Genomic DNA, 24,577 nt, shown 5'->3' with positions numbered 1-24,577 from the left:
CCGCCGGGCCAGGGCCATCGAGCACAACCAGCTGGAGCAGATACTGACGTTACGCCGCCACTATCTGCCCCATGAGCCCGACGATGAAGAAGCCCTGGCCCGGGCTATCTGGCTGAACAAGCAGCACTGGGACAACACTTCTCACGCCATCGCGGCAGGCATAGCAAAGGCATTTAACGGCACATGAGACACCTGGAACAATTAATGCTCACGGTCGGCCTGGTAGACAAAGTCACCCGGCCGATTCAGGGCATTAACCAGCAAATCCAACAGACCGGCGAACTGGGCCGCCAAAGCATGGATCGAATGGTCGGTGGTGCGGCCGGGCTGGCCGCGTCTAGCGTTGCCTTGTATCAGGCGCTGATGCCCGCCATCGAGATGGATCGGGTGCTGGGGGAAGTGAAATCACTGGGCGTGGTGCAGGAAGACCTGGATCAACTCAGCCAGACCGCCACCGAGTTTTCTATCGAGTTCGGCAAGTCGGCTACCGAGTTCGTGGGTGCCGCCTACGATATCAAGTCTGCGATGGGCGACCTGTCGGGCGAGGAACTGGCCGGTATTACCAAGTCGTCTGCCGTGCTGGCCGCCGCCACCAAGGCCGACACCGCCACCATCACCGCCTACATGGGCACCATGTACGGTACCTTCAAAAAACAAGCCGACGCCATGGGCAAAGACAACTTTGCCGCCATGGTTGCCGGCCAGACCGCCCAGGCGGTGGAGTCCTTCAAGACCACCGGCGCCGAGATGAGTGCCGCCTTTACCAGCATCGGTGCCGCCGGTACCGCCGCCGGGGCCAGCATGGCCGAACAGATGGCGGTGCTCGGTACTCTGCAAGCCACCATGTCCGGGTCTGAGGCTGGTACCAAATACAAGTCGTTCCTGAACGGCATTGCCGGCGCTCAGGACAAGCTGAACATGAGCTTTGTGGACGGCAACGGCAACGCCCTGGGCATGGTTGAGATCCTGCAAAAGCTGAAAGATCAGTTTGGCGACACCCTCACCGTGGCCGAGTCGGACGCCCTGAAAAAAGCATTCGGCTCCGACGAGGCGGTGGCGCTCATCAAGCAGATGCTGCCGGATATCGACGGTCTGGCCAACAGCATCAACAACGTGGGCAGGCAAACGGGCATGGACAAGGCCACTCAAATGGCCGGCGCCATGACCGATCAATGGGAGCGACTGGGCGCGGTGTGGTTTGCCCTGCGGGCCGGTGCCGGGGCCAGCGTACTGCCCACCATCAACGAGCTGGTTGGCAGTCTGGTGGATGGCATGGCGGTGCTGGTGAAGTGGACCCAGCTGTTCCCGAACCTCACCGAAATAGTCACCTGGGCGGCCATCGGCTTTGCCGCGCTGACGGCTGTGGCCGCCAGCTGGACGCTGATCATGGGGATTGGCGGCAGCATCATGGCCTTTTATGGCGGCGCCATGAGCGGGCTGATCGGGTTGATGAAACTGCTGCGTCTGGGCTTTGTACTGACCAAAACCGCCCAGCTTGCCTGGATGGCCATTCAGGCCGTTGCCGCCGCCGGCACCTTTCTGCTGACCGGTGCCTTTAGCGCCTTGGGCGTGGCCATGGCCTTTGTGTTCAGCCCCTTCTTCCTGATTATCGCCGCCTTGGCACTGTTGGCCGTGGGTGCCGTCTGGCTGGCCCGCAACTGGGACAGCCTCAAAGCCAGCATCATGGAAAGCGAAGCCTTTACCACGCTGATGGGGCTTCTCGATGCGGCGCAACTGAAATGGCAGTCCTTCATGGACATGCTCGGCAACCTGAGCCCGTTCGACCTGCTGGGCAGCGCCCTGGACTGGCTGATTGAAAAGATAAACCTGATCCCCGGCATCAACATCAACATGGGCAGCTCGGCGCCCACCGTGCCCCGGGCCACTCAGGAAGTGACCCGCAGCTACAGCGGCGCACCGATAGAGCAATCCAATCTGGCCCGCGCCCTGTCACCCGGTCAGGACAGTATCAACCAGCGACTGGCCGCCAGCCGCACCCCCGACACCGTCAAGGCCCCGTCACCGCCACTCATGCCGCAAATGGCCAGGGTTGCCAGCCAGAACAGCGGCAAGACCGTCCAGTTTGGCGACGTGCACATCAAAGCCGAGCAAGGCATGGATCCACAGGCTCTGGCCGAATGGGAGGAACTACAACATGGCTTCTGAGCGTAAATACATCGACCTGCTGGTCGAAGACTTCGGCCTGGTGCTGGATGCCGGCGCCCAGCCAATCACTACCGACAACCGCCACAGTATCGGCCAAGACATCAAGCACGCCGTGCTGGAGTCCGGGCTGGCCCGTGCGCTGATTGGCGAACGCAGCCCGGTGCTGCGCGCCGACGTGCGCACCCAAATCCGCATCCTGGTCGAGCAGGACCGGCGGCTGGTGCCCGGCACCGCCGAGCTGCGCGAAGAAGCGGCAGACCGTTATCTGCTGACCGCCCGCACCTATGAGTTTGGCGATCTGGAGGTGACACTGTGAGCCCCCGCCCCCAGGTAGACTTTACCCGGCTGATGGCCGCCGAAGGCATTCCGACCACCATCGAGGCAGTCGAGCAAGAGCTGGCCCGGGAAGTGACCACCGCCGGCTCCGTCATCACCAACGACAGCCGCATGAGCCCGTTCTGGCGACTGCAGCGGGCCATTGTGGTCAAGCCGGCCATGTGGCTGCTCAACAGCCTGCTTATCGGTCATGTGCTGCCCAACCTGTTTGCCGCCACCGCACGCGGTTATTATCAGGATCTGAAAGCCTGGGACGTGGGGCTGGAGCGCAAAGGTGCCAAGGCCACCCGGGGACTGGTGGAGTTCTTCAAGCAAGACCCGGCCACCGCCGTGACCATAGAAGCCGGCACCCGAGTGACCACAGAGCGGATCAACGGCCGCAGCTACACCCTGGCCGTGACCGACACCGTGACCATTCCCGCCGGGCTGGCCACCGGCCTTGTGGTGTGCGAAGCCACCGAAGCCGGCAGCGCCTGGAACCTGCCCGCCGGTTACTTCTGCATACTGCCCACTTCGGTGAACGGCATCGAGCGGGTGGCCAACCCGGTGGACTGGATCACCGAGCCCGGCGACGACGAAGAAGACGACGACGCCCTGGGGTTGCGCATTCAAAACCAGTATTCGGTGGTGGGCCGCTATCACATCGATGCGGTGTACCGATCCATGCTCGCCGCCGTGGCCGGCATTCGTTCCGATAACATCTATTTCGAGCACGACGCCCCGCGCGGCCCGGGCACCGCCAACGCTTACATCCTGATGGAAGTCGGCAGCACGCCCCAGGCCCTGATCGACAAGCTAAACAAGCATGTGAGCCACGACGGCAACCACGGCCACGGGGATGATCTGCAGTGCTTCGCCCTGCCCGATACCCTGCACGCCATCACCCTCAACATCTGGCCCCGCGCCTTTCTCGGCGATCAGGCCAAAACCCTGCTGCAAACCGAAGCCGAGGCCATGGTACGGGCGGCGTTTCGGGAAACCGCCGATTACCCGACGATCACCCGCACCACCCCGTTCGGCCGCTTCAGCTTCAGCCGGCTGGGCGCCGAACTGCATGCCCTGCTGCCCGACATTCAGAGCCTGAGCTTTGACCAACCGGATATCGACAGCGAAAGGGCTATTCCGCGCCTTTCCTCTCTCACGGTGAATATTCATGAATAAACATCAGCAACAGGCCCCGGATCTGCCCGAACACAAGGCCCCCTGGTGGATGGACGGCAACGGGCTGAAAGAGCCGCATTTTCTGAGCAAGGGCCTGCACGCCTTCTGGCGGCGGCTGTGGCATTGGCTGTTGATCCCGCTGCAGCAGCTGGACCCGCTCGAATGCAGCGAAGCCATGCTCAACCTAATTGCTTGGGACAGAGGCATTCAACGGTTCAGCAACGAGCCGGTGGCTCTGTATCGCAAGCGGGTGAAATACGCCTTTGCCAACGCCCGTGACGCCGGCGAGTCCGCCGGCTTCAAGCGTATTTTCGAGCGCCTCGGCATCGGCTGGGTAGAAGTACACGAACGCCAGCCCGATCAGCCTTGGGACGTGATCACCATTGAGTTGGCCGACATGGAGCTTGCCGGCAACCAGCAGTTGCTCAACGTGCTGATCCAGCACTACGGCCGCACCTGTCGCCGCTACCGCTTTCAGGTGGTTTACCCGCAACCGCTGCGCCTGCATGCCGCCCGTTTCAGCGGCAGCTATCAAAACTTTGGAGCCAAATTAGGATGAGCCAAACCGCCATTACCCTCGCCTTCGAGCAGCACCTGGCAGACTTGCAAATGGGCGCCCAACCGGTCATTCCCGACGAGTTTGTACTGGCCCATGTTCCGGGGCTGGACTTAACCGCCCCCATCAACCGCGCCGCCGGCCTGCCCCCGCCGGCGCAAATCGTACACCGCCAGCCGGTGGATCAGCGCGGCAAGGTCAACGCCAACGGCGTGGCCTATTCCATCATCATGGATACTCGTATCGGTGACTTCACCTTTAACGCCATGTACCTGGTGCACAAGGCCAGCGGTCTGGTGGCCATGGTGGTGCACAAAGCCGCCGAAGATAAGCTGAAGAATCAAGGCAACAGCCAGCCCGGCAACAGCCTAGTGAAGTCGATGCTGATGGAATATCTGGCGCCGCCGATGCCACCAACACCCAGGTGGATGCCAGCACCTGGCAACTCGACTTTTCCGCCCGTCTGCTCGGGCTGGATGAAGACATTCGCCAACAGGCCCACGATCACTACGGGTCCGCCGCCTTTTTGGCTGATGGCTTTGCCGTGCGTCCCGGCCAGGGCGTGAATGAATTCATCGTGGCAGCGGGCCTCGGCTACATTGCCGGCCTGCGCACCGAGCTGACCGCCGAGCAGTCGATCACCGTGAGCCAGCGCCCGGCCACCCTGTACGCCGATGTGTACCACGCCGGTACCCTGCTTTCTGATTGGCATACGCAAGTAGAGATCCGGGCCAGTACCACCCCGCTCGCCGATTACATGGATGAAGCCGGTTATCCCCATTACGTGACCCCACTGGCCACACTTGCCGCCAATGGCGCCGTGACCGACCTGCGCGGCCGGGGCGGCCTTTGGTGGCACGAACAACGCCCTCAGGCCCACACCAAAGAGCAGGTGGGCTTGGATAAACTGGAAAACTGGGGCTGGAGCCACAGCTACACCGACACCACCGGCGGCGCTACCAAATACGCCAGCGGTAAGGCCGTGGCCGACGCCTACAACGCGCTAAACAGCAGCAAGCTGGATAAAACCGGCAAGGCCGCGGATTCCGCCAAGTTCAATGGCCAGCTCCCCAGCTTTTACCTGGACTGGGGCAACTTCACCGGCGTGCCCGTCACCGCCACCCGCTGGCCCAGTTTCGCGGAAGTGACCGGCAAGCCCGCCACCTATCCGCCGGACAGTCATGCCCACTCATGGAGCAGCATCACCGGCAAACCCTCAACCTTCACGCCCAGCAACCACTCGCATCCCTGGAGTGAAGTTACCGATAAACCGGCACAGGCTACCCGCTGGCCAAACTGGAATGAAGTCACCGGGAAACCCGCCGGCATAGACGAACCCGGTCTGGTGGCAGCTTTTGCCATGGCGACACCGCCTGACGGCTGGCTCAAGGCCAACGGTGCCGCCATCAGCCGCACCACCTACTCTGCCCTGTTCGCCGCCATCGGTACCACCTTTGGTGCCGGCAATGGCTCAACCACATTTAACATACCCGACTTGCGTGGTGAATTCGTCCGGGGTTGGGATGACAGCAGAGGCGTTGACGCTGGGCGTGCATTGGGGAGTTGGCAGGAAGACGAGTTCAAAGAACATGGGACTCACGGCACCAACTCTACCAAAAAGCAAGCATCTGACAACAATACGCAAGCGTATGTGCGTTCAGACGGTGATATGGCAGGTTTGAGAGGTGGAGACGAAACGCGCCCCCGTAACGTAGCTTTTCTCTACTGCATTAAATACTAACGGGAGAACATAATGGACATTTATCACTACCATCCCGTCACAGGCGGACTGGCAGGAATGGGTAAGGCCGATCCCGACCCCCTAGATCAGGGTAACTGGCTGGTGCCTGGTCATGCCACCACCACTCCGCCCCCGACTATTTCCGCCGATCAGGTGCTCTGTTCAAGGGCGGCGCCTGGTCACTAGTGGAAAACCACAAAGGTAAAACCGTCTACAACAAGCAAACCAAGGCCGAGCGCAAAATCACCGAACTTGGCCCTATTCCCGACACCGAAACCGAGCTTGCTCCCGGCCCGGATGATGTGTGGGACGAGACAACAGCAAGCTGGCGGCTGGACCCGGTTGCGATCAATCGTCATCAGAAAGCCAAACACGCCGAAATCAACACATGGCGCGACCAGCAGGAACAGACTCCGGTAGAGCACGACGGCCACCACTGGGACACCGACGCCGCCAGTCGGGCGCGGATCATCTCCGTGCTGATGGCCGGAGTGATGCCACTCGATTACTGGACCGATGCCGACAACAACGACCAACCCATGACCCTGGACCAGTTGCGCGAACTGTATGCCGCTATCGTCCAGCAAGGTGGCCGCATTCACGACCGGCAGCGCACCATGAAAGCTGATGTGAGCGCCCTCACCACCATTGAGGAGGTGCAGGCCTATCCCGTCGGCTGGCCGGCAGAGGTAACCGCATGAGCTGGACCCAGACCACCCTGACCTGGCCGCCAAGTGCGGCCAGTATTGAAACTGCCGCCGGTTCGGTGCTGACCGGACTGCCCGCCGCCCAACAGCAAGCCATCGGCACCCTGAATACCGCCGCCGGCGCCGTGAGCTTTGCACCTCATGCCCTGAGCGGTGAAGCCGCCGGCCTGCTGCATCTGCGCGACCAGCTCAATCAACTGCTGGTCGGTGGCCACCGCCTGACCGTCACCCCCTACGATTACGGCGTAGGTCAGGTGGAAGACAGCGGCCATTACCTCGCCCCGGGCAACGCAGCCAAGCGACTGGCCGACAAACTGCAGGATACCGCCGACCCACACCGGCCAACCGGCACCCTGCATGTGCAGGGGCTGCTGATCACCGCCGCCACCCTGGCCGAGTTCGCCAGCAGTCTGCAGCAGATCACCGCCCTTCTGCCCATCCCCGAACTGTGCACCTGTACCCGTCGAGCCCAGGCCGAGCAACAGCATGCCCAGACCCGCATGCAAACCCCGGCCACCGGTATCACCCCCAAGTGGGTACCGGGTCGGCACCAGTATGCGCCGTTGCGCCCGGCTGTCACCACCCTCGGCGCTCAGTTGGCTCAACTGGAATCACTGGCTGGCGATGCCCACAACCCCGTCGCCAAGCTCACCGCCCTGGCCGGCAAGCGGGCCGCCTGGCTCGACCAACAACGGCAGCAACTGGCCAACCTGAAAGCCGGGCTAAGCGGTACCCTTTACGGCCTGCAGGCCAGTGGTTCCCCTTCCACCGTGGCGGCGAGCTTAACCGGCGGCCTGCCCGGTTTTGAGCATGCCCATACCGCGGCGGTGTTGCTGGTGTCGGCCCAGCCGCTGACGTTTTTCAAGGAGCTACTGCCATGATCGCCCTCGATGGTGAATTACTCCGCCTCAAGTCGCCCCGCATCACCCTGAGCATGGAGTTCAAGGAAAAGGACACCTCGGGCCAGACTTCCGGTACCAGCGGCGCCGAGCAGGGAGAAAAGGGCAAGGAACTGCAGATAACGGGCCTGATCCCCTTTGCCGACCAGCTGGCCCTCGCCCGCCTGTTTGAACTGGCACAGGAAAAAGGCGAAGGCAACGAGCGCAAAATCTACCGCATCGGCTGTGAACTGGCCGAAGCGGTGAAGATCTACCAGGTAAAGTTTGCCGGCCGCATCATGGCCCCGGAGCAAGAGGGCCTGTTGGCCTGGCGGGTGTCCTTTACCCTGCGGGAACACCTGTCGGTGCCGGAAAAACGCGAACAGCGGGCGCCCAAACCCAACGCGACCATCGGCCAGGCCACCGAAGGCACCACGGCCGTGACCCCGCCGCCCAATGCCGAACAAGGTGCCGAGCCGGAGCTGACCCGCACCGAACAATTCCTTAAGCGCATGGATGATGCACTGGGAGACAAAACCGAGGGAGACCAACCGAATGAAGCTGAATAAACGCCTGACCCTCAACGGCGAAGATATACACCTTGTCGATGATAAATGGATGCTGGAGCTGTCTTCCGCCGGCCGCGGCTTTGTTACCGTAAAAGGCAGCGCCCAGCCCCGCGCCATGGTGCATTTCGATATCGGTTACGGCACCCGCCTGCAGCGTTACTTTACCGGCATCGTGGCCCGGGCCGAGCCGGCCGACAACGGCCACACCCGCCTGCTGGTCAAGGAGCTGGCCTTTGTGTTGGGTACCCGCATCACCATGAGCCTGCAGCACGCCACCTTTCGCCAGGTGATCACCCGGCTGGCCGACGAAACCGGGCTTAACTTCGTGCTGCCCGAGGCCGAGTACGTCGACACCCCTATTCCCAACTTCACCACTGCCGGCACCGGTGCCCAGTTGCTGCAGAACGCCGGCCGCGCTTTTAACATTCCCGAGTTCTGCTGGTACCAGCAACCGGACGGTAATATCTACGCCGGCAGCTATCGGCACTCCCGCTGGCCTGCTCGCCCGGTAACACTCGACGCCGAGGCCAGCAGCCAACAGGCCGGCGGCAACAGCCTCACCCTGCCCATGTCGCCCATAATGCGCCCGGGCGCCAAGGTCAACGGCCACACCATCACCCAGGTGGAATTTGACGGCACCCACATGACCCTGCGCTGGCAGGGCAAGCAGAAAACCGCCCAGCAGCGGCAGGTAGAGCAGAGCTTTCCCGAACTGGCCGCCGGCTTTCATCTGCCCACCTTCGGCATCGTCACCGCCGCCAGCGATCGGGCCAGTGCCGGACAGCGCAACGACCCCTTCCGCCCCCGCTATGCCGTGGACGTGCAGCAGCTGGATGAAAACGGCAAGCCGGATACAGAAGTACCGGTATTTATGGCTGTGCCGGTACCCGTGCTGTTCGGTGGCCCCGAACAGGGGCAATTCCAGTACCCGGTAGAAGGCACCCTGGTCGAGCTGGGCTTTGCCTTTGGCCGTGCCGATCAGCCCTTCATCCGTACCGTGCTCGGATCCGGCTGGTCACTGCCAAACATCCAGCCCGGCGAACAGCTCACCCAGCAGCGGGGCGAGGTGTATCAGCGCACCGACAATGCCGGCAACCACACCCTGGCCACAGACCAGACCATTCACCACATTGCCGCCCAGCTGCAGCAAGAGGCCGACGACTACCAGAGCCATTTTGGCAACCATCACACCACTGTGGCCCAGCACAGCACCGAAGAAGTGGCCGGCCGCAAACTGATTGAGGCGCTGGGGGCCATCGAGCTGCTGGCCGGTGACGACCTCGAACTGGCCACCCTCGCCAACCTGCACCTGGTCGCCGCCGGCGAACGAGTCGACGTGACCGGGGCCAACTATCAGCACAGCATTGGCGGCGACAGCACCACCACCATCACCGGCGACGAGCAGCGCACCACTCAGGGCAACACGACGGAACAGATCACCGGCAACAAGAGCAGCCAGGCCAAGACCCAGACCATCCTCGGCAACAGCATCGTGCTGGGCAACGGCACCCATAACATGCTGACGCTGATGATCGGCATGATGGCCAACGTACAGGATGCCCTGAACAAACTGGATAGCCACACCCACCCCAACCACAACACCCCGCCCAACGTGCAGGGCCAGGTGGCCGGTCACGCCACCGCTATCGGCACCACCAAGACCAACCTGCAAAGCTTCACCGGCTAACCCCAGCCCTGCCCCACCCAGGCGGCCCACAGCGGCCGCCTTGCTTTACCCTCGCTACCATCACCCCACACACCATCAACGCCGCCAGCGGCTGACTGGCGCCGCCTGTGCTGGCCCACGTCACCCATCAGCACGTCGCCACGTAATCCGTACACGCACGCCAGCACCTCACGGAAATCGCGCTCCTCCGCGCCCGCCTTCGCGCTTTGTGTTTTAAAATTTTGGAAATTCTGCGGGTGTGCAAAAACCACGGCTACGCCCCGCCACCACTGGGATCAGCGGACGATCTGAGGATCTGCAAAGATTGAAGGGAATTGCACGGAAATGAAGGAATCAGGGTGGCAGTAGAACAGGAGCTGGGCAGGCAAACCCGCACCAGTGCTGGAGGTCTTACCGATTACGTGGGGAAAACAGAAAAACGGTCAATCAGACTAACCGCCGCAAGCCTTGCTACGACTGCGATCATGAAAATTTAAAATTTCAATTTGGTTCAACGCTGGATGAGTCGTCGCCATTGTCGCCACAGCTAAACGGCTGTCGCCACTTTGTCGCCACTTGGGATAATTACTGGAGAGGTGTAAACCGTCAGGACTGACGTAAGTGCTTGATTTATAATGGTGCCCGGAGCCGGACTTGAACCGGCACGCTGTTACCAGCGAGGGATTTTAAATCCCTTGTGTCTACCGATTTCACCATCCGGGCAGCAGACGCTTCTAAGGAAGAAGTGGAGGCGCGTTCCGGAGTCGAACCGGACTGAACGGATTTGCAATCCGCTGCATAACCGCTTTGCTAACGCGCCATAAAATAGGTCTTTCAGATAACACTGCATTCTAATGACCGGCGTCTGCCAGTCAACTCTAATCTGCGTGTTCTGATTTGTTCGCACGTTTTTTTATGCGCAAATGCCTGTTTTTGCGTACTGTCTGTTCACGAGTCTACTCGCGGCGCCCTCTTGCCCTGCCCCATCCGGGGTCGGACCTGAGCGCTTCGGAACTCAGACCGAACGGGTCAGATCACCCCAGGCCGCCTTCAGGTAGTCGTAGGCCGAATACAGGGTCAGGCCGGTGGCGATATACAGCAGCAAGTAGCTGCCCCAGATCATGTACAGGCTCTGCTGCCAGATCAGGCCGATGAGCGCCAGCATCTGGATGGTGGTTTTCCACTTGCCAATCCAGCTGACCGCCACCTGAGAGCGCTGACCGATTTCCGCCATCCACTCGCGCAGGGCCGAAATAATGATTTCCCGTCCTATCATGATCATGGCCGGTATGGTGACCAGCGGGCTGCTGTAATCCTCGACGATAATCACCAGGCGGCCGCCACCATCACCTTGTCGGCCACCGGATCCAGAAAGGCGCCAAAGGGGGTACTCTGCTCCAGCTTGCGAGCAAGAAAGCCGTCAAACCAGTCGGTTATCGCCGCCAGGGTAAACACCAGAGCGGCCCAGAAATAGGCACCGTCCAGCGGAAGATAAAACAATACGATAAATACCGGGATCAGCAGGAGTCGAAAAAACGTCAGAGAATTAGGAATGTTTATCATTATTTTCAGGCCAGTGGATCATGCCATTACATGGTGCATGATGGAGCTCAGTGATGCAACGCATCGTGAATTTTTTCTGCCAGTGCCGGGCTTATTCCGGGGACTTTGGCCAGTTCATCCACCCCGGCCCGTTTTACCTCCTGAATGCCACCCAGATATTTCAGCAATGCCTGTCGCCGTTTGGCACCGACACCGGGAATGGACTCCAGGGTACTGGTGGTGCGCACCTTGCCGCGCTGGGCCCGGTGCCCGGTAATGGCAAAGCGGTGGGATTCATCTCGAATATGCTGGATAAGGTGCAACGCCGGCATGTCCGCCGGCAGGTGCCGCTCCTCGTGGCTGCCCCCCATGATCAGGGTTTCCAGTCCCGCCTTGCGGGTCACGCCTTTGGCCACCCCTATCAGCAGCGGCTGGCGCGGGCTGTCGGCCAGCTCCCGGGCCATGACGTCTTCGGCCCGAGCCAGTTGCCCCAGGCCACCGTCGATAAAGAGTATATCGGGCAGTTTATCGGTGTCGGCCTGGTGAAAACGCCGGCTCAGGGCCTGCTCCATGGCGGCATAGTCATCGCCAGGGGTAATGCCGTTGATGTTGAAGCGGCGATATTCACTCTTCTGCGGCCCTTCCTGATTGAATACCACACAGGAGGCCACCGTTTTCTCGCCCATGGTATGAGAGATATCGAAACATTCCATGCGAGCAATCGGCGGACAGCCCAGCACCTCTTCCAGCTGCAGCAACCGTTGCCGCTGAGTGCTCTTGTGGGCCAGCCGGCTGGCCAGGGCGGTATCGGCATTGGTACGGGCCAGCTTGATAAAGCGTGAACGCTCGGAACGGGTGCGACTGCGCAATTTGATGCGGCGACCATAATGCTGACTCAGGGTCTCGCTCAACACGGCTTCGTCGGGCAGGCTGCGATCGATCAGGATTTCGGCAGGGGCTTCCCGACCGCCGATACCGGCCAGATAAAATTGCAGCACAAAACTCTGCAGTATTTCTTCGGCATCGGTGTCCGGCGGCATCTTGGGAAAATAGCTGCGGCTGCCCAGCACCTTGCCCTGGCGAATGAACAGCACCTGCACACAGGCCTGACTGCGCGCCACTGCCAGCCCGATCACATCGAGGTCGTCGAGCACGTTACCACTGACAAACTGCTGCTCCTGTACCCGGCGCAAGGCCTGCAGCTGATCCCGAAACCGGGCCGCATCCTCAAAGCGCAGCGCCTGACTGGCCTGCTCCATGCTGTCGGCCAGATCGTTAAGCACCTGCTGGTTCTTGCCCTGCAGAAACAACCGTACCAGCTGCAGCTGATGGGCGTACTCCTCGTCGCTGACCAGACCGCTGACACAGGGACCGGCACAACGCTTGAGCTGATACATCAGACAGGGACGGCTACGGTTGGCATAGACGCTGTCTTCGCACTGGCGCACCGGAAACAGCTTCTGCATCAGATGCAGGCTTTCCCGCACCGCGGCACCGTTGGGATAAGGTCCGAAGTATTCGCCCTTTTTCTTGCGCGCCCCCCGGTGCAGGCCGATACGCGGATGGCGATGATCGCTGATGATGATGTAGGGGTAGGATTTGTCGTCTCGCAGCAGCACGTTGTAACGCGGCAGATGCTGCTTGATCAGGTTGTGTTCCAGGATCAGGGCTTCGGTTTCGGTGTGGGTCACCGTTACCTGTACATCGCAGATCTGGCGCACCAGGGCGCGGGTCTTCTCACCGCTGACCTGGGTGCGGAAGTAGGAAGACAGTCGCTTTTTCAGGTTTTTGGCTTTACCGACATAGATAATATCCCCAGCCTCATCAAACATCAGATAAACGCCGGGGTGTTCGGTCACCACCTGAAGAAAGGCCTTGGCATCAAACGCTGAGCTCATCGGCCGTCAGATTTTTTCTGCATCCAGCATGCCGTAGCGGATCGCCAGATGGGTCAGTTCCACATCACCGTTGATATCCAGCTTGCTGAACAGCCGGTAACGGTAGCTGTTCACCGTTTTGGGGCTCAGGTTCAACTGCTCGGAAATATCGGTGACGCGCTGCCCCTTGGTGATCATCAGCATGATCTGCAGCTCCCGCTCGGATAACTGCTTGAACGGGTTTTCTTCGTTGGAAAACTGACTCAGCGCCATGCGCTGGGCAATTTCCGGCGAAATATAACGCTGCCCGCTGTGTACCAGGCGAATGGCGTTGATCATTTCTTCCGGCCCGGCCCCCTTGGTCAGGTACCCGGAGGCCCCGGCCTGCATCACCTTGGTGGGAAACGGGTTTTCGGTGTGAATGGTCAGGACGATGATTTTTACATCCGGATTGAAGCGCAATATCTTGCGGGTGGCTTCCAGGCCACCGATACCCGGCATGTTCATGTCCATCAATACAACATCAGGATGCTGCTCACGACACCATTGCACGGCTTCTTCACCGCTCTTGGCCTCGCCCAGTACCTTCATTCCCTTGACGTCTTCTAGTATGCGTCGGATCCCTGTGCGCACTAACTCATGGTCATCAACCAGGAATACGTTAATCAAAAGATGCTCTCCGACTGCGTTAACCTGCTTATCATATAACACTTTGTCCGCGGCTGGCATCATAGCGGAGATAGCGTCAAAAAGAAAATGACCACCATCGCCGATGAATGCGGTCAACCGACGGCCCCCGCCAATCGCGCACTCTTTATTATCAAATCAGATACATATTGGCAACAGGGCGGTACAAGACAAACGGCAACTGGTCAAAAACAAGACAAAAGGCGCCGAAGCGCCTTGTTTTATTGAATGCTATCAGAAGTGGTCGCTCTGGACTTCCAGACGACGATACTCGATGCTGGCCGCCGCCTTGAGCGCGGCAATCAGACTCTGATATTCACGTTGCCCCTGCAGGCCACTCTGTCCCTGGCGGATTTGTGCCAGCATCTCGGAAGGCGCTTCCGGGGTGGTCACCCGGTTCAGCTTGATCACCATCTGATCGCCACCGGCCAGTTCCAGGGCGCGCAGACTCGGCTGCTGCTCTGGCTCCGGCATGGCAAACAATGCCTCCAGCACCGTCGGGTCCTGCTCGCTGTTGCGAGTCACGTCCTTCAGTTCGGTGATCGCCAGCTCATGTTCGGCCAGCCACTGCTGTTGCTCACCGGCGCTCCAGGCTTGCTGCAATTCTGCCGCCGCCTCTGCCGTCAGCTCACGGGCCTTGGCCGCCAGTGCCAGCTCCCGGGCCTGTTCGCGAACCTCGGCCAGATCACGTACCGCCGCCTGACGATAATCGGTCACATGAATGACCGCGGCCTTGTTGTTGCCCAGTTCAATCAGCTCCGAGTTCATGCCCTGGCTGCGCAGCTCACCGGAAAACGCCTGCGTCAGTACCCGGGGGTCGTTGATCTCGGCCGGCGCGTCCTGTGCGGAGAAGTAGCCGGTCGAGGTGACGGTCAGGCCCAGCTCCTGGGCGGCCATGTCCAGCGAGTCGGGAAACTCGAACGCCAGCTCGGCCAGTCGCTGCTCCTGCTCGTAGAAGGCATTTGCCGCCTGCTCCTGCGCCAGACGCTCGGCAATGGCAGCACGCACTTCATCCAGCGGCCTGGTCTTGCTGTCACGCTTGTCCAGCAGGGTGATCAGATGCAAACCGAAATCGCTCTCCACCACATCGGACACCTCACCCACCTCGGTCAGCGCAAAGGCCGCCTGGTCGAAGGCCGGATCCAGGGTACCCTGCTCCATCCACTCCAGCTCGCCGCCCTTGCCACCGGAGAACACATCATCCGACTCAGCCTGGGCCAGCTCGGCAAAAGACTCGCCCGCCTTCAACCGCTCGGCAATGGCCTGGATTTTCTGCCGTGCGTCATCGCCCTTGTTCACCATGATATGCGCAACCTTGCGCTGCTCCGGCTGACTATAGGCTGCCAGGTTGGCCTGGTACTGATCGACAATCGCCTGCTCGTCGATATCGTCGGCCGACACCGCGCTGGCATCCAGTAGCAGATAATCCACTTTCACCTGTTCGGGCCGCTGGAACTGCTGGGGCTGTTGCTCGTAGTAGGCGGTCACCTCGTCATCCGTCAGCTCCACCCGGGTGCTGAAATCGGCCAGGGGCAGGCGAACCAGTTCGGCGTCCCGCTGCTGGCGGTTCAGGCGGTCCAGCCAGCCGGCTTCGGCTTCCAGAGTGAAACCCGATCCCAACAGGGCATTGAGCAGCAGCTGACGGCTCAGATCCTGGCGCATGTTGTCACGCAGCTGTTCGGCACTCAGTCCGCTGCGTGCCAGCAATTGCTGGTAACGTTCATTATTGAAGCGGCCGTCCTGCTGAAACTCCGGCAGGGCACGAATGGCGTTGCGCACCTGCTCGTCGCTGGCATAAAGGGCCAGTTCATCCACCTTCTGGTCGATCAGCCGCTGTTCGACCAGCTGCTCCAGCACCGAGCGCCGGATCTGCGCCACATACTGGGGATCTCCCAGCAACTGACTGAACTGGGGACCCAGCTGACTTTCCAGTCGGGCCCGCTCGTTGCGATAGGCATTTTCCAGTGCCTGGGCGCTGATGTCGTCACCGTTGACCACGGCGGCCACTTCCGCCACCGGCCTAGTGACATAGCTGCCCACCCCGGCCAGGGCGAAAGACAGAATAATCAGCACCAGAATGACTTTGGAGACGGTGCTCTGGGCACCCGCCCTTAGTTTGTCAAAATACATAACTCGTCGTTACTCCCGATAGACGGTCGTGCCGCCTTACCCGAAAAAAAAGCGCACCCCTTTGATGCGCCTTTCGGATCATGACCTGCCGGACCTGTAAGTCCAATAAAAGCGTCGCTTAGTTGACGGCGTCTTTCAACGCTTTACCTGCCTTGAAGGCAGGCGTCTTGGCGGCAGCAATCTCGATGGCAGCACCGGTTTGCGGGTTACGGCCGGTACGGGCAGCGCGTTCGCGCACGGCAAAGGTACCAAACCCAACCAGCGACACCTGATCGCCTTCTTTCAGTGACTCGGTAACAGAATCAACAAAGGCATCCAGTGCACGGCCGGCAGCGGCCTTGGTGATGTCGGCGCCGTCGGCAATCTTGTCGATCAGTTGAGATTTATTCACAGTCATTCCCCTTGTCGTTTTTACGTTGGTCAGCAGACGCAACCGTTCGATATCGTTATTGATGTAAGGAAGTGGACAGCATCTCGTGTCCGCTCCACTGGCCACCGGCACAATCCCTGCCGCCAGACCGCCAGATAAAATTCGATCCAAGGCTACTGCGAGTCATGGCCGCTGACAAGTCAGAAACCATGACTTGCACTCAAAAAGCTCAGGCAGAGGCCGCGGAAAAGCCTTCAGGCGGCTGTTCCAGCGCCAGTTCCAGCACTTCTTCTATCCAGCGCACCGGATGAATCTCCAGATCCTGTTTGACGTTGTCCGGAATTTCTTCCAGATCCCGTTCGTTTTCCTTCGGAATCAGGACCCGTTTGATGCCACCCCGGTGAGCTGCCAGCAGTTTTTCTTTCAGGCCGCCGATCGGCAGTACTTCGCCGCGCAGGGTGATCTCTCCGGTCATGGCCACATCGGCCCGCACCGGGTTGCCGGTCAGGCTGGACACCAGGGCGGTGCACATGGCGATACCGGCACTGGGACCGTCCTTGGGGGTGGCCCCTTCCGGTACGTGCACATGAATGTCGCGCTTCTCGTGGAAGTCGGCATTGATGCGCCATTTTTCCGATCGCGAGCGCACCACCGTCATCGCCGCCTGAATGGACTCCTGCATCACGTCACCCAGCGAGCCGGTATAGGCCAGCTTGCCCTTGCCGGGCACGTTGGCCACCTCGATGGTCAGCAGGTCGCCGCCCACTTCGGTCCAGGCCAGACCGGTCACCTGCCCTATCTGGTTATGCTCTTCGGCCTTGCCGTAATCGAAACGATGCACACCCAGATACTGCTTCAGGTTGTCCTGGTTGATGACCACCTGTTTGATCTCTTTATTGAGCAGAATTTCCTTCACCGCCTTGCGGCACAGCTTGGAAATTTCCCGCTCCAGGCTACGTACCCCGGCTTCCCGGGTGTAGTAGCGGATGATGCCGATAATGGCCGAATCTTCCACCACCACTTCGCTTTCTTTCAGGCCGTTACGGCTGATTTGCTTGGACAGCAGGTGGTTCTTGGCGATGTTCAGTTTTTCGTCTTCGGTGTAGCCGGACAGCCGGATCACTTCCATCCGGTCCAGCAACGGACCCGGAATATGCATGGAGTTGGAGGTGGCCACGAACATCACGTCCGACAGGTCGTAATCCACTTCCAGGTAGTGATCGTTGAAGCTGTGGTTCTGTTCCGGATCCAGTACTTCCAGCAGTGCCGAGGCCGGATCGCCACGCATGTCCGACGACATCTTGTCGATTTCATCGAGCAGGAACAGCGGGTTGCGAACACCCACCTTGGCCATTTTCTGGATCAGCTTACCCGGCATGGAGCCGATGTAGGTACGGCGATGACCGCGGATTTCCGCCTCGTCGCGCACGCCGCCGAGCGCCATGCGCACGTATTTGCGGCCGGTGGCCTTCGCGATGGACTGGCCGAGCGAGGTCTTGCCCACCCCGGGCGGTCCCACCAGGCACAGAATCGGCCCCTTGAGCTTGCTGGTCCGGCTCTGCACCGCCAGGTACTCGATAATGCGTTCCTTGACCTTCTCCAGGCCATAGTGATCCGCATCCAGGGTCTCTTCGGCCTTGGCCAGATCTTTCTTCACCTTGGATTTTTTCTTCCAGGGCACGGCGACCATCCAGTCGATGTAGCCGCGGACCACCGTGGCTTCCGCCGACATCGGCGACATCATCTTCAGTTTGGCCAGTTCGGCGTCGGTCTTTTTCCGCGCCTCGTCGGTCATGCCGGCGTCTTCGATTTTCTTCTGCAGCGCCTCGAATTCATCGGGCACTTCGTCCATCTCACCCAGCTCTTTCTGAATCGCCTTCATCTGCTCGTTGAGATAGTACTCGCGCTGGCTCTTCTCCATCTGCTTCTTGACGCGAGCGCGAATGCGGCGCTCCACCTGCAGCACGTCGATTTCCGACTCCATCATCGCCATCAGGTATTCGAGCCGCTCGCCAACCTGGACGATTTCCAGCACCTTCTGCTTGTCTTCCAGCTTCAGCGGCATATGGGCGGCCATGGTGTCGGCCAGCCGCGCCGCATCTTCGATGGCAGAGAGCGAGGTCAGTACCTCGGGTGGGATCTTCTTGTTGAGTTTGATGTAGCTTTCAAACTGGGTAATGGCCGAGCGAACCAGTACTTCCTGCTCGCGCTCGTCGAGGGCTTCGGTTTCCAGATACTGAGCCTCGGCCACGAAGTAGCCGTCCTGCTCGCGCAACTGGTCCATACGCGCACGCTGACCGCCTTCCACCAGCACCTTGACGGTGCCGTCGGGCAGTTTCAACAGTTGCAGTACATTGGCGATGGTCCCGATCTGATAGAGATCATCAGCCTGCGGATCATCGGTGGACGCCTCTTTCTGTGCGACCAGCAGTACCTTCTTGTCCTGCTCCATCGCCGCCTCGAGACAGCGGATAGACTTTTCCCGTCCCACAAACAGCGGGATCACCATATGAGGGTATACCACCACGTCACGGAGAGGCAGAACGGGGGTTTCGATGCGTTCGGAACGCTCTAGGGTCATAGTGTCCTCTCGGCTTGAATGCAATTATTAGCGCTTGGGCAGTATATGGGGGCGAGATCATCATATTCAATCACCGGACACGCAAAAACCGAAAAAGGGGCATAAAGCCCCTTTTGATCGGTCAAAAAAACCGCGTTCAGTCGCCAGAAGCCGCCTGAGTCTCCCCTTTCTGATAAATCAGCAGAGGGGCAGATTCACCCTTGATCACGGTTTCATCCACCACCACCTTGGCGACCTCACTCTGGGTCGGCAGGTCGTACATGGTGTCGAGCAGAACCGCCTCCACGATGGAGCGCAGGCCACGGGCACCGGTCTTGCGTTCCATCGCCTTGTGGGCAATGGCGCGCAGGGCGTCATCACGGAACTCCAGCTCCACGTCTTCCAGTGCGAACAGGGCACCATACTGCTTGGTCAGCGCGTTCTTGGGCTCGGACAGGATCTGCACCAGGGCGTCTTCATCCAGTTCGGTCAGGGTCGCCACTACCGGCAGACGACCGATGAACTCGGGGATCAGGCCGTATTTGACCAGATCCTCGGGCTCGACCCGGGTAAAGATTTCGCTCAGGGTAGAACGGTCGTCCTTCGCCTTGACCTCGGCACCGAAGCCGATACCGGTGCCCTTGTCCATGCGCTGCTCGATCACCTTGTCCAGACCGGCAAAGGCGCCGCCACAGATGAACAGGATCTTGGAAGTATCTACCTGCAGGAATTCCTGCTGCGGATGCTTGCGACCGCCCTGAGGCGGTACCGAAGCCACCGTGCCTTCAATCAGCTTCAGCAGGGCCTGCTGCACTCCTTCACCCGAAACGTCACGGGTAATGGAGGGATTGTCGGACTTGCGGGAAATCTTGTCGATTTCATCGATGTAGACGATGCCACGCTGGGCTTTCTCTACATCGTAGTCGCACTTCTGCAGCAGCTTCTGGATGATGTTCTCGACATCTTCCCCCACGTAACCGGCTTCGGTCAGGGTGGTGGCATCCGCCATGGTGAAGGGCACATCCAGCAACCGGGCCATGGTTTCGGCCAGCAGGGTCTTGCCGCACCCGGTGGGGCCAATCAGCAGGATGTTGGACTTGCCCAGCTCGACGCCATCGGTGGCGCCGGCATTGTGCAACCGCTTGTAGTGGTTGTATACCGCTACCGCCAGCACTTTCTTGGCATGATCCTGGCCGATAACGTAGTCATCCAGGTTGGCGCGGATTTCGTGTGGCGTCGGCAAGGCATCGCCCTGTCGCTTCGGCGAAATGTCCTTGATCTCTTCCCGAATGATGTCTTCGCACAGCTCGACACATTCGTCACAAATGTAGACGGAAGGGCCGGCAATGAGCTTGCGTACTTCGTGTTGGCTTTTACCGCAAAAAGAACAGTACAGCAGTTTGCCGCCATCCCCTTCGCCCTTGCGTTTGTCTGTCATTCAGTCACCTCGTATGCGTACAGGCTGGGGAGTGCCTACTAACTCTTATCAAAGAGTGTACAGCACCCCACCCCGCTTTGCTCAATCGCGCTTGAACAGCACCTCGTCGACCAGACCGTATTCTTTGGCCTGCTCGGAGGACATGAAGTTGTCGCGGTCGGTATCGCGCTCGATAATCGACAGCTCCTGGCCGGTGTGTTCGGCCAGCAGACGATTGAGCTTTTCTTTGATATACAGAATTTCCTTGGCGTGGATCTGGATGTCCGACGCCTGGCCCTGGAAGCCACCCAGCGGCTGATGGATCATCACCCGGCTGTTGGGCAGGGCAAAGCGCTTGCCCGCGGCGCCACCGGCCAGCAGGAAGGCCCCCATGGAGCAGGCCTGGCCCATGCACACGGTGCTGACATTCGGCTTGATAAACTGCATGGTGTCGTAGATCGACATGCCCGCGGTGACCGAGCCGCCCGGGGAGTTGATATACAGGTAGATATCTTTCTCCGGATTTTCCGACTCCAGAAACAGCAGCTGGGCACAGATCAGGTTGGCCATGTGGTCTTCGACCTGGCCGGTCAGGAAGATCACCCGCTCTTTCAGCAGGCGAGAATAGATATCGTAGGAACGTTCACCCTTGGCAGTCTGTTCCACCACCATGGGGATCAGGGCAGCCAGGGGCCCGTCCATCATCGGATTATGATTGTTTGACATAAGATATTGTCCCCAAAACAAAATGGCCCAAGTGCACTCACACTGGGGCCATTATACGCAAGAGCTTGATGCTTAAGTCAAATGCTTATTAAGCGCCACGCCCGGCTTGTTCATCACTTCGTCGAAGCTCACCTGCTTGTCAGACACCTTGGCCTGGCTCAGCACGAACTCGATGGCCTGATCTTCGATGGCCAGGTTGCGCACGTTTTCCAGCATCTGCTGGTTTTCGTTGTAGTAGGCAACCACTTCGGACGGATCTTCGTAGGCAGCAGCCATGGAGGCGATGATTTCCTGTACCTTGGCATCATCGGCCTTGATCTCGTTCAGCTTGATCACTTCACCCAGCAGCAGACCGACACGCACGCGACGCTCGGCCTGTTCCTGGAACAGCTCGGCCGGCAGTTGCGGAGCATTTTTCGGGTCCATACCACCGAAACGCTGCAGCGCCTGCTTGCGCAGGGTCTCGATTTCGTTGTCGATCAGGGACTTGGGTACGTCTACCGGGTTCTGCTCCAGCAGACCGTCGAGCACCTGCTCTTTCACGGACGCTTTCAGGGCCTGAGCCAGTTCGCGTTCCATGTTCTTGCGTACTTCGGCTTTCAGACCGTCGACAGTGCCGTCGGCCACGCCGAAACGCTGAACGAATTCCTCGGTCAGCTCGGGCAGCTGCTGGGCTTCAACCTTGGTCACGGCAATGGCGAACTGGGCTGGCTTGCCTTTCAGGTTTTCGGCGTGATATTCCTCGGGGAAAGTCACTTCCAGAGTGAAGTCGTCACCGACTTTCTTGCCCATCAGACCGTCTTCGAAACCGGGGATCATGCGGCCGGAGCCCAGAACCAGTACGAAGTCTTCGGCGGCGCCGCCTTCAAATTCTTCGCCATCCACGGAGCCCACGAAGTTCATGGTCACGCGGTCGTCGGTGGTGGCTTCACGCTCAACGGCAACCCAGTCGGCGTGCTGCTTGCGCAGGGTCTCGATCATCTTGTCCAGATCCGCATCCTGTACTTCGGCCTGCGGCTTTTCTACGCTCACGGCGTCCAGACCCTTCACTTCCACTTCCGGATACACTTCGAAGGTAGCGGTAAAGGTGAAATCTTCACCGGCTTTCAGCGCGGCTGGCTCCATGGTGGGCATGCCGGCCGGGTTCAGTTTTTCACTGATCACCGCTTCGAAGAAGTTACGCTGCATCAGTTCGCCGGCCACGTCGGCTTCTACAGAGGAACCGAACATTTTCTTGATAACGGTCAGCGGCGCCTTGCCAGGACGGAAACCATCGATGCGACGGGTCTTGGCCAGCTGACGCAGGCGGCTATTCACTTCGCCTTCTACCTTGTCGGCAGGTACGGTGATGGTCAGACGGCGCTCCAGGCCTTGAGTCGTCTCTACAGAAACTTGCATTCTATTACCTCAATGTTCTTCAGCACCGTGGTGCTGACCCTGTGATTGGTTTAAAACAGCCCGGGCTGCTTCCTTGAATCCTGGTGAAGACAGGTGTCTTCGCGGCAAATCAGACGCGGCATTATAGCGAGGCAACAATGCAGCGTCGAGCGTCACTACGGCTCAGGTTAAGCAATATGGGGACGAACTCGTGCTTTTCAACAAGAAAGCCGCCACAAAATCGTGTTCTCCTGCACCACAGGATCAAACAAGGCATGCCGTGGCATGCCTTGTTTTCATCTTCGGCGTTCGCTCGCGTTAGAAGGAGACGCGACGGTACTTGCGGTATTCCGGGGTCCAGAAGTTGGCTTCGATTGCCTCGTCCAGGGCCGCGTCGGAAATCTGCAGTGCTTGGCCCTGCAACTGGGCGGTTTTGGCCACCATCTTGGCGATCTGACGGCTCACCTGCTGGATTTCTTCCAGCGGCGGCAGCAAGGCGCCGTTACCGTCCTGGGCCAGCGGCGAGCAGGCCGCCAGGGCCCGGCTTGAGGCCATCAGCATGGCGTCGGTCACCCGTCTGGCGCCACAGGCCAGCACGCCCAGGCCGATACCGGGGAAAATATAGGAGTTATTGCACTGGGCAATCTCGAACAGCTTGCCCTTGTACTCCACCGGGGCGAAGGGGCTGCCGGTAGCCACCAGCGCCTGGCCGTCGGTCCAGTTGATGATTTCTTCCGGCGTCGCTTCCACCCGCGAGGTGGGGTTGGACAGCGGAAACACGATGGGCCGTTCGCAATGGGCGTGCATGGTCTTGATCACTTCTTCGGTGAACAGACCCGGCTGACCGGATACCCCGATCAGGATATCGGGCTTGCCGTTCTGCATCACTTCCAGCAGCGAAATGTTCTCGCCGGCCACGGTCCAGTCCTGCAGATTTTCCAGCGACTGGGCCAGCGGACGCTGGAAATCGACCAGGTTGGGCATGTTGTCGGTGATCAGACCAAAACGGTCCACCATGAATATCCGCTCACGCGCCTTGGCGTCGCTCAGGCCTTCGGCCTTCATCTGCGCCACGATTTGTTCGGCGATACCGCAACCGGCCGAACCGGAGCCGAGGAAGGCGACCTTTTTCTCGGACAGCTTGCTGCCGCTGGCCTGACAGGCGGCGATCAGCGACCCCAGGGTCACGGCGGCGGTCCCCTGAATGTCATCGTTGAAACAGCACAGCTCGTCTTTGTAGCGATTGAGCACCGGCATGGCGTTTTTCTGGGCAAAGTCTTCGAACTGCAGCAATACATTGGGCCAGCGACGCTTCACCGCCTTGATGAAGGCATCCACGAACTGCTCGTATTCCTCGCCGGTGACCCGCGGGTTGCGCCAGCCCATGTACATGGGATCTTTCAGCAGCTGAGGATTGTTGGTACCCGCGTCCAGTACCACCGGCAGGGTGTAGGCCGGAGAAATACCGCCACAGGCGGTGTACAGGGACAGCTTGCCGATAGGAATGCCCATGCCGCCGATGCCCTGATCGCCCAGGCCCAGAATGCGTTCGCCGTCGGTCGCTACGATGACCTTGACGTTACGCTTGGTGGCATTCTGCAGAATGTCATCGATCCGATCCCGGTCCGGGTAGGAAATAAACAGCCCCCGGGCCCGGCGGTAAATATTGGAAAACTCCTCACAGGCCTTGCCGACGGTCGGGGTATAGATGATCGGCATCATCTTGCTCAGGTGATCGTGCACCAGGCGGTAAAACAGGGTTTCGTTGGTATCCTGGATATTGCGCAGGTAGATGTGCTTGTCGAGATCGTTCTGAAAAGAGGTGTACTGTTTGTATGCCCGGGACACCTGTTCTTCGATGGTCTCGATATTATGGGGCAGTAAACCGTCCAGGTTGAACGCAATCCGCTCTTCCTTGTTGAATGCACTGCCTTTGTTCAGCAGCGGGGTTTCCAGCAGGGCCGGACCGGCATAGGGTACATAGAGGGCACGTTTTTCCTGATGCTCTTGGGGCATAAGACATCTCGCTTAAGTTTTGGTCCCTGTGAGGGAAACGATGATTGGGTTGTGGGGGCTGGCTCGCAGTATAAGCCAAGCCCCTTTTCCAAACC

Annotated in this window: 22 protein-coding genes, 2 tRNA genes and 1 pseudogene; 12 read left to right on the top strand and 13 right to left on the bottom strand. The window is 59.7% G+C overall.

Features of this window, described 5'->3' with window-relative positions:
* The first annotated feature begins 16 nt into the window (after positions 1-16).
* The 12 genes from BFR47_RS19435 (at position 17) to BFR47_RS08915 (ending at position 9,801) form a co-directional block, all read left to right on the top strand.
* On the top strand, positions 17-187 hold the full coding sequence (locus BFR47_RS19435; protein WP_425434001.1) for a DUF6890 family protein: 171 nt from the start codon (positions 17-19) through the stop codon (positions 185-187).
* A gap of 17 nt (positions 188-204) precedes the next feature.
* Positions 205-2,166 (top strand): phage tail tape measure protein, encoded by a 1,962-nt coding sequence (locus tag BFR47_RS08960; RefSeq protein WP_245748863.1) that lies wholly within the window; start codon positions 205-207, stop codon positions 2,164-2,166.
* Positions 2,156-2,482, top strand: a complete 327-nt coding sequence (locus tag BFR47_RS08955) for a DUF2590 family protein (RefSeq protein ID WP_071472743.1) — start codon at positions 2,156-2,158, stop codon at positions 2,480-2,482. Before BFR47_RS08960 ends, BFR47_RS08955 begins: the two co-directional genes overlap by 11 nt.
* Positions 2,479-3,663 carry a baseplate J/gp47 family protein gene (locus BFR47_RS08950; protein WP_071472742.1) on the top strand — a complete coding sequence of 395 codons (1,185 nt, stop codon included), beginning with the start codon at positions 2,479-2,481 and terminating at the stop codon, positions 3,661-3,663. The genes BFR47_RS08955 and BFR47_RS08950 overlap by 4 nt, the downstream gene beginning before the upstream one ends.
* Positions 3,656-4,222, top strand: coding sequence for a phage tail protein (locus tag BFR47_RS08945; RefSeq protein ID WP_071472741.1), 567 nt, complete (start codon positions 3,656-3,658; stop codon positions 4,220-4,222). Before BFR47_RS08950 ends, BFR47_RS08945 begins: the two co-directional genes overlap by 8 nt.
* Complete coding sequence (locus tag BFR47_RS08940; RefSeq protein ID WP_071472740.1) at positions 4,219-4,785, top strand: phage tail-collar fiber domain-containing protein; 567 nt, start codon at positions 4,219-4,221, stop codon at positions 4,783-4,785. Before BFR47_RS08945 ends, BFR47_RS08940 begins: the two co-directional genes overlap by 4 nt.
* A 191-nt stretch (positions 4,786-4,976) precedes the next feature.
* The gene (locus tag BFR47_RS19115; protein WP_083399079.1) at positions 4,977-5,960 is read left to right on the top strand and encodes a phage tail protein; all 984 of its coding nucleotides are present in this window, start codon (positions 4,977-4,979) and stop codon (positions 5,958-5,960) included.
* Positions 5,961-5,972: 12 nt separating this feature from the next.
* Positions 5,973-6,146, top strand: a complete 174-nt coding sequence (locus BFR47_RS17990; protein WP_175514085.1) for a hypothetical protein — start codon at positions 5,973-5,975, stop codon at positions 6,144-6,146.
* A complete protein-coding gene (locus BFR47_RS08930) occupies positions 6,146-6,661 on the top strand; it encodes a DUF4376 domain-containing protein (protein ID WP_071472739.1) in 516 nt (171 codons plus the stop codon). The genes BFR47_RS17990 and BFR47_RS08930 overlap by 1 nt, the downstream gene beginning before the upstream one ends.
* Complete coding sequence (locus BFR47_RS08925; protein ID WP_071472738.1) at positions 6,658-7,548, top strand: hypothetical protein; 891 nt, start codon at positions 6,658-6,660, stop codon at positions 7,546-7,548. The genes BFR47_RS08930 and BFR47_RS08925 overlap by 4 nt, the downstream gene beginning before the upstream one ends.
* A complete protein-coding gene (locus BFR47_RS08920; RefSeq protein ID WP_071472737.1) occupies positions 7,545-8,114 on the top strand; it encodes a baseplate complex protein in 570 nt (189 codons plus the stop codon). Before BFR47_RS08925 ends, BFR47_RS08920 begins: the two co-directional genes overlap by 4 nt.
* Positions 8,101-9,801, top strand: coding sequence for a hypothetical protein (locus BFR47_RS08915; RefSeq protein ID WP_071472736.1), 1,701 nt, complete (start codon positions 8,101-8,103; stop codon positions 9,799-9,801). The genes BFR47_RS08920 and BFR47_RS08915 overlap by 14 nt, the downstream gene beginning before the upstream one ends.
* On the opposite strand, the gene BFR47_RS17985 is transcribed toward BFR47_RS08915, so the two are convergent.
* From BFR47_RS17985 to BFR47_RS08850, 13 genes and pseudogenes are all read right to left on the bottom strand, one after another.
* Positions 9,798-9,956, bottom strand: coding sequence for a hypothetical protein (locus BFR47_RS17985; RefSeq protein WP_175514084.1), 159 nt, complete (start codon positions 9,954-9,956; stop codon positions 9,798-9,800). The two genes, BFR47_RS08915 and BFR47_RS17985, sit on opposite strands and share 4 nt — an antisense overlap.
* A gap of 460 nt (positions 9,957-10,416) precedes the next feature.
* Positions 10,417-10,503: transfer RNA gene (locus tag BFR47_RS08905), tRNA-Leu, on the bottom strand.
* Between the two features lie 23 nt (positions 10,504-10,526).
* Positions 10,527-10,600 (bottom strand) — tRNA-Cys (locus BFR47_RS08900).
* A 195-nt stretch (positions 10,601-10,795) separates the two neighbouring features.
* Positions 10,796-11,343, bottom strand: a pseudogene (gene pgsA, locus BFR47_RS08895) (CDP-diacylglycerol--glycerol-3-phosphate 3-phosphatidyltransferase).
* A 47-nt stretch (positions 11,344-11,390) separates the two neighbouring features.
* Positions 11,391-13,220, bottom strand: coding sequence for an excinuclease ABC subunit UvrC (gene uvrC, locus BFR47_RS08890; RefSeq protein WP_071472734.1), 1,830 nt, complete (start codon positions 13,218-13,220; stop codon positions 11,391-11,393).
* A gap of 6 nt (positions 13,221-13,226) precedes the next feature.
* Entirely contained in the window at positions 13,227-13,868 is a 642-nt protein-coding gene (gene uvrY, locus BFR47_RS08885) for a UvrY/SirA/GacA family response regulator transcription factor (RefSeq protein WP_071472897.1), read from the bottom strand.
* A gap of 252 nt (positions 13,869-14,120) precedes the next feature.
* The gene (locus tag BFR47_RS08880; RefSeq protein ID WP_071472733.1) at positions 14,121-16,016 is read right to left on the bottom strand and encodes a SurA N-terminal domain-containing protein; all 1,896 of its coding nucleotides are present in this window, start codon (positions 16,014-16,016) and stop codon (positions 14,121-14,123) included.
* A gap of 118 nt (positions 16,017-16,134) precedes the next feature.
* Entirely contained in the window at positions 16,135-16,413 is a 279-nt protein-coding gene (gene hupB / locus BFR47_RS08875) for a nucleoid-associated protein HU-beta (protein ID WP_483869863.1), read from the bottom strand.
* A gap of 202 nt (positions 16,414-16,615) precedes the next feature.
* Entirely contained in the window at positions 16,616-18,967 is a 2,352-nt protein-coding gene (gene lon, locus BFR47_RS08870) for an endopeptidase La (RefSeq protein ID WP_071472731.1), read from the bottom strand.
* 136 nt (positions 18,968-19,103) lie between these two features.
* On the bottom strand, positions 19,104-20,384 hold the full coding sequence (clpX, locus tag BFR47_RS08865) for an ATP-dependent protease ATP-binding subunit ClpX (RefSeq protein ID WP_071472730.1): 1,281 nt from the start codon (positions 20,382-20,384) through the stop codon (positions 19,104-19,106).
* 81 nt (positions 20,385-20,465) lie between these two features.
* On the bottom strand, positions 20,466-21,089 hold the full coding sequence (gene clpP / locus BFR47_RS08860) for an ATP-dependent Clp endopeptidase proteolytic subunit ClpP (protein WP_071472729.1): 624 nt from the start codon (positions 21,087-21,089) through the stop codon (positions 20,466-20,468).
* 72 nt (positions 21,090-21,161) lie between these two features.
* The gene (gene tig / locus BFR47_RS08855) at positions 21,162-22,487 is read right to left on the bottom strand and encodes a trigger factor (RefSeq protein ID WP_071472728.1); all 1,326 of its coding nucleotides are present in this window, start codon (positions 22,485-22,487) and stop codon (positions 21,162-21,164) included.
* Between the two features lie 297 nt (positions 22,488-22,784).
* Positions 22,785-24,482, bottom strand: coding sequence for an NAD-dependent malic enzyme (locus BFR47_RS08850; RefSeq protein WP_071472727.1), 1,698 nt, complete (start codon positions 24,480-24,482; stop codon positions 22,785-22,787).
* Positions 24,483-24,577: the final 95 nt, after the last annotated feature.

Source organism: Oceanisphaera psychrotolerans, assembly GCF_001870485.1.
Classification (GTDB): Bacteria; Pseudomonadota; Gammaproteobacteria; order Enterobacterales; family Aeromonadaceae; genus Oceanimonas; species Oceanimonas psychrotolerans.
The sequence above is the reverse complement of the archived record's forward strand: the minus strand, read 5'-3'. Positions and strand labels throughout refer to the sequence as shown.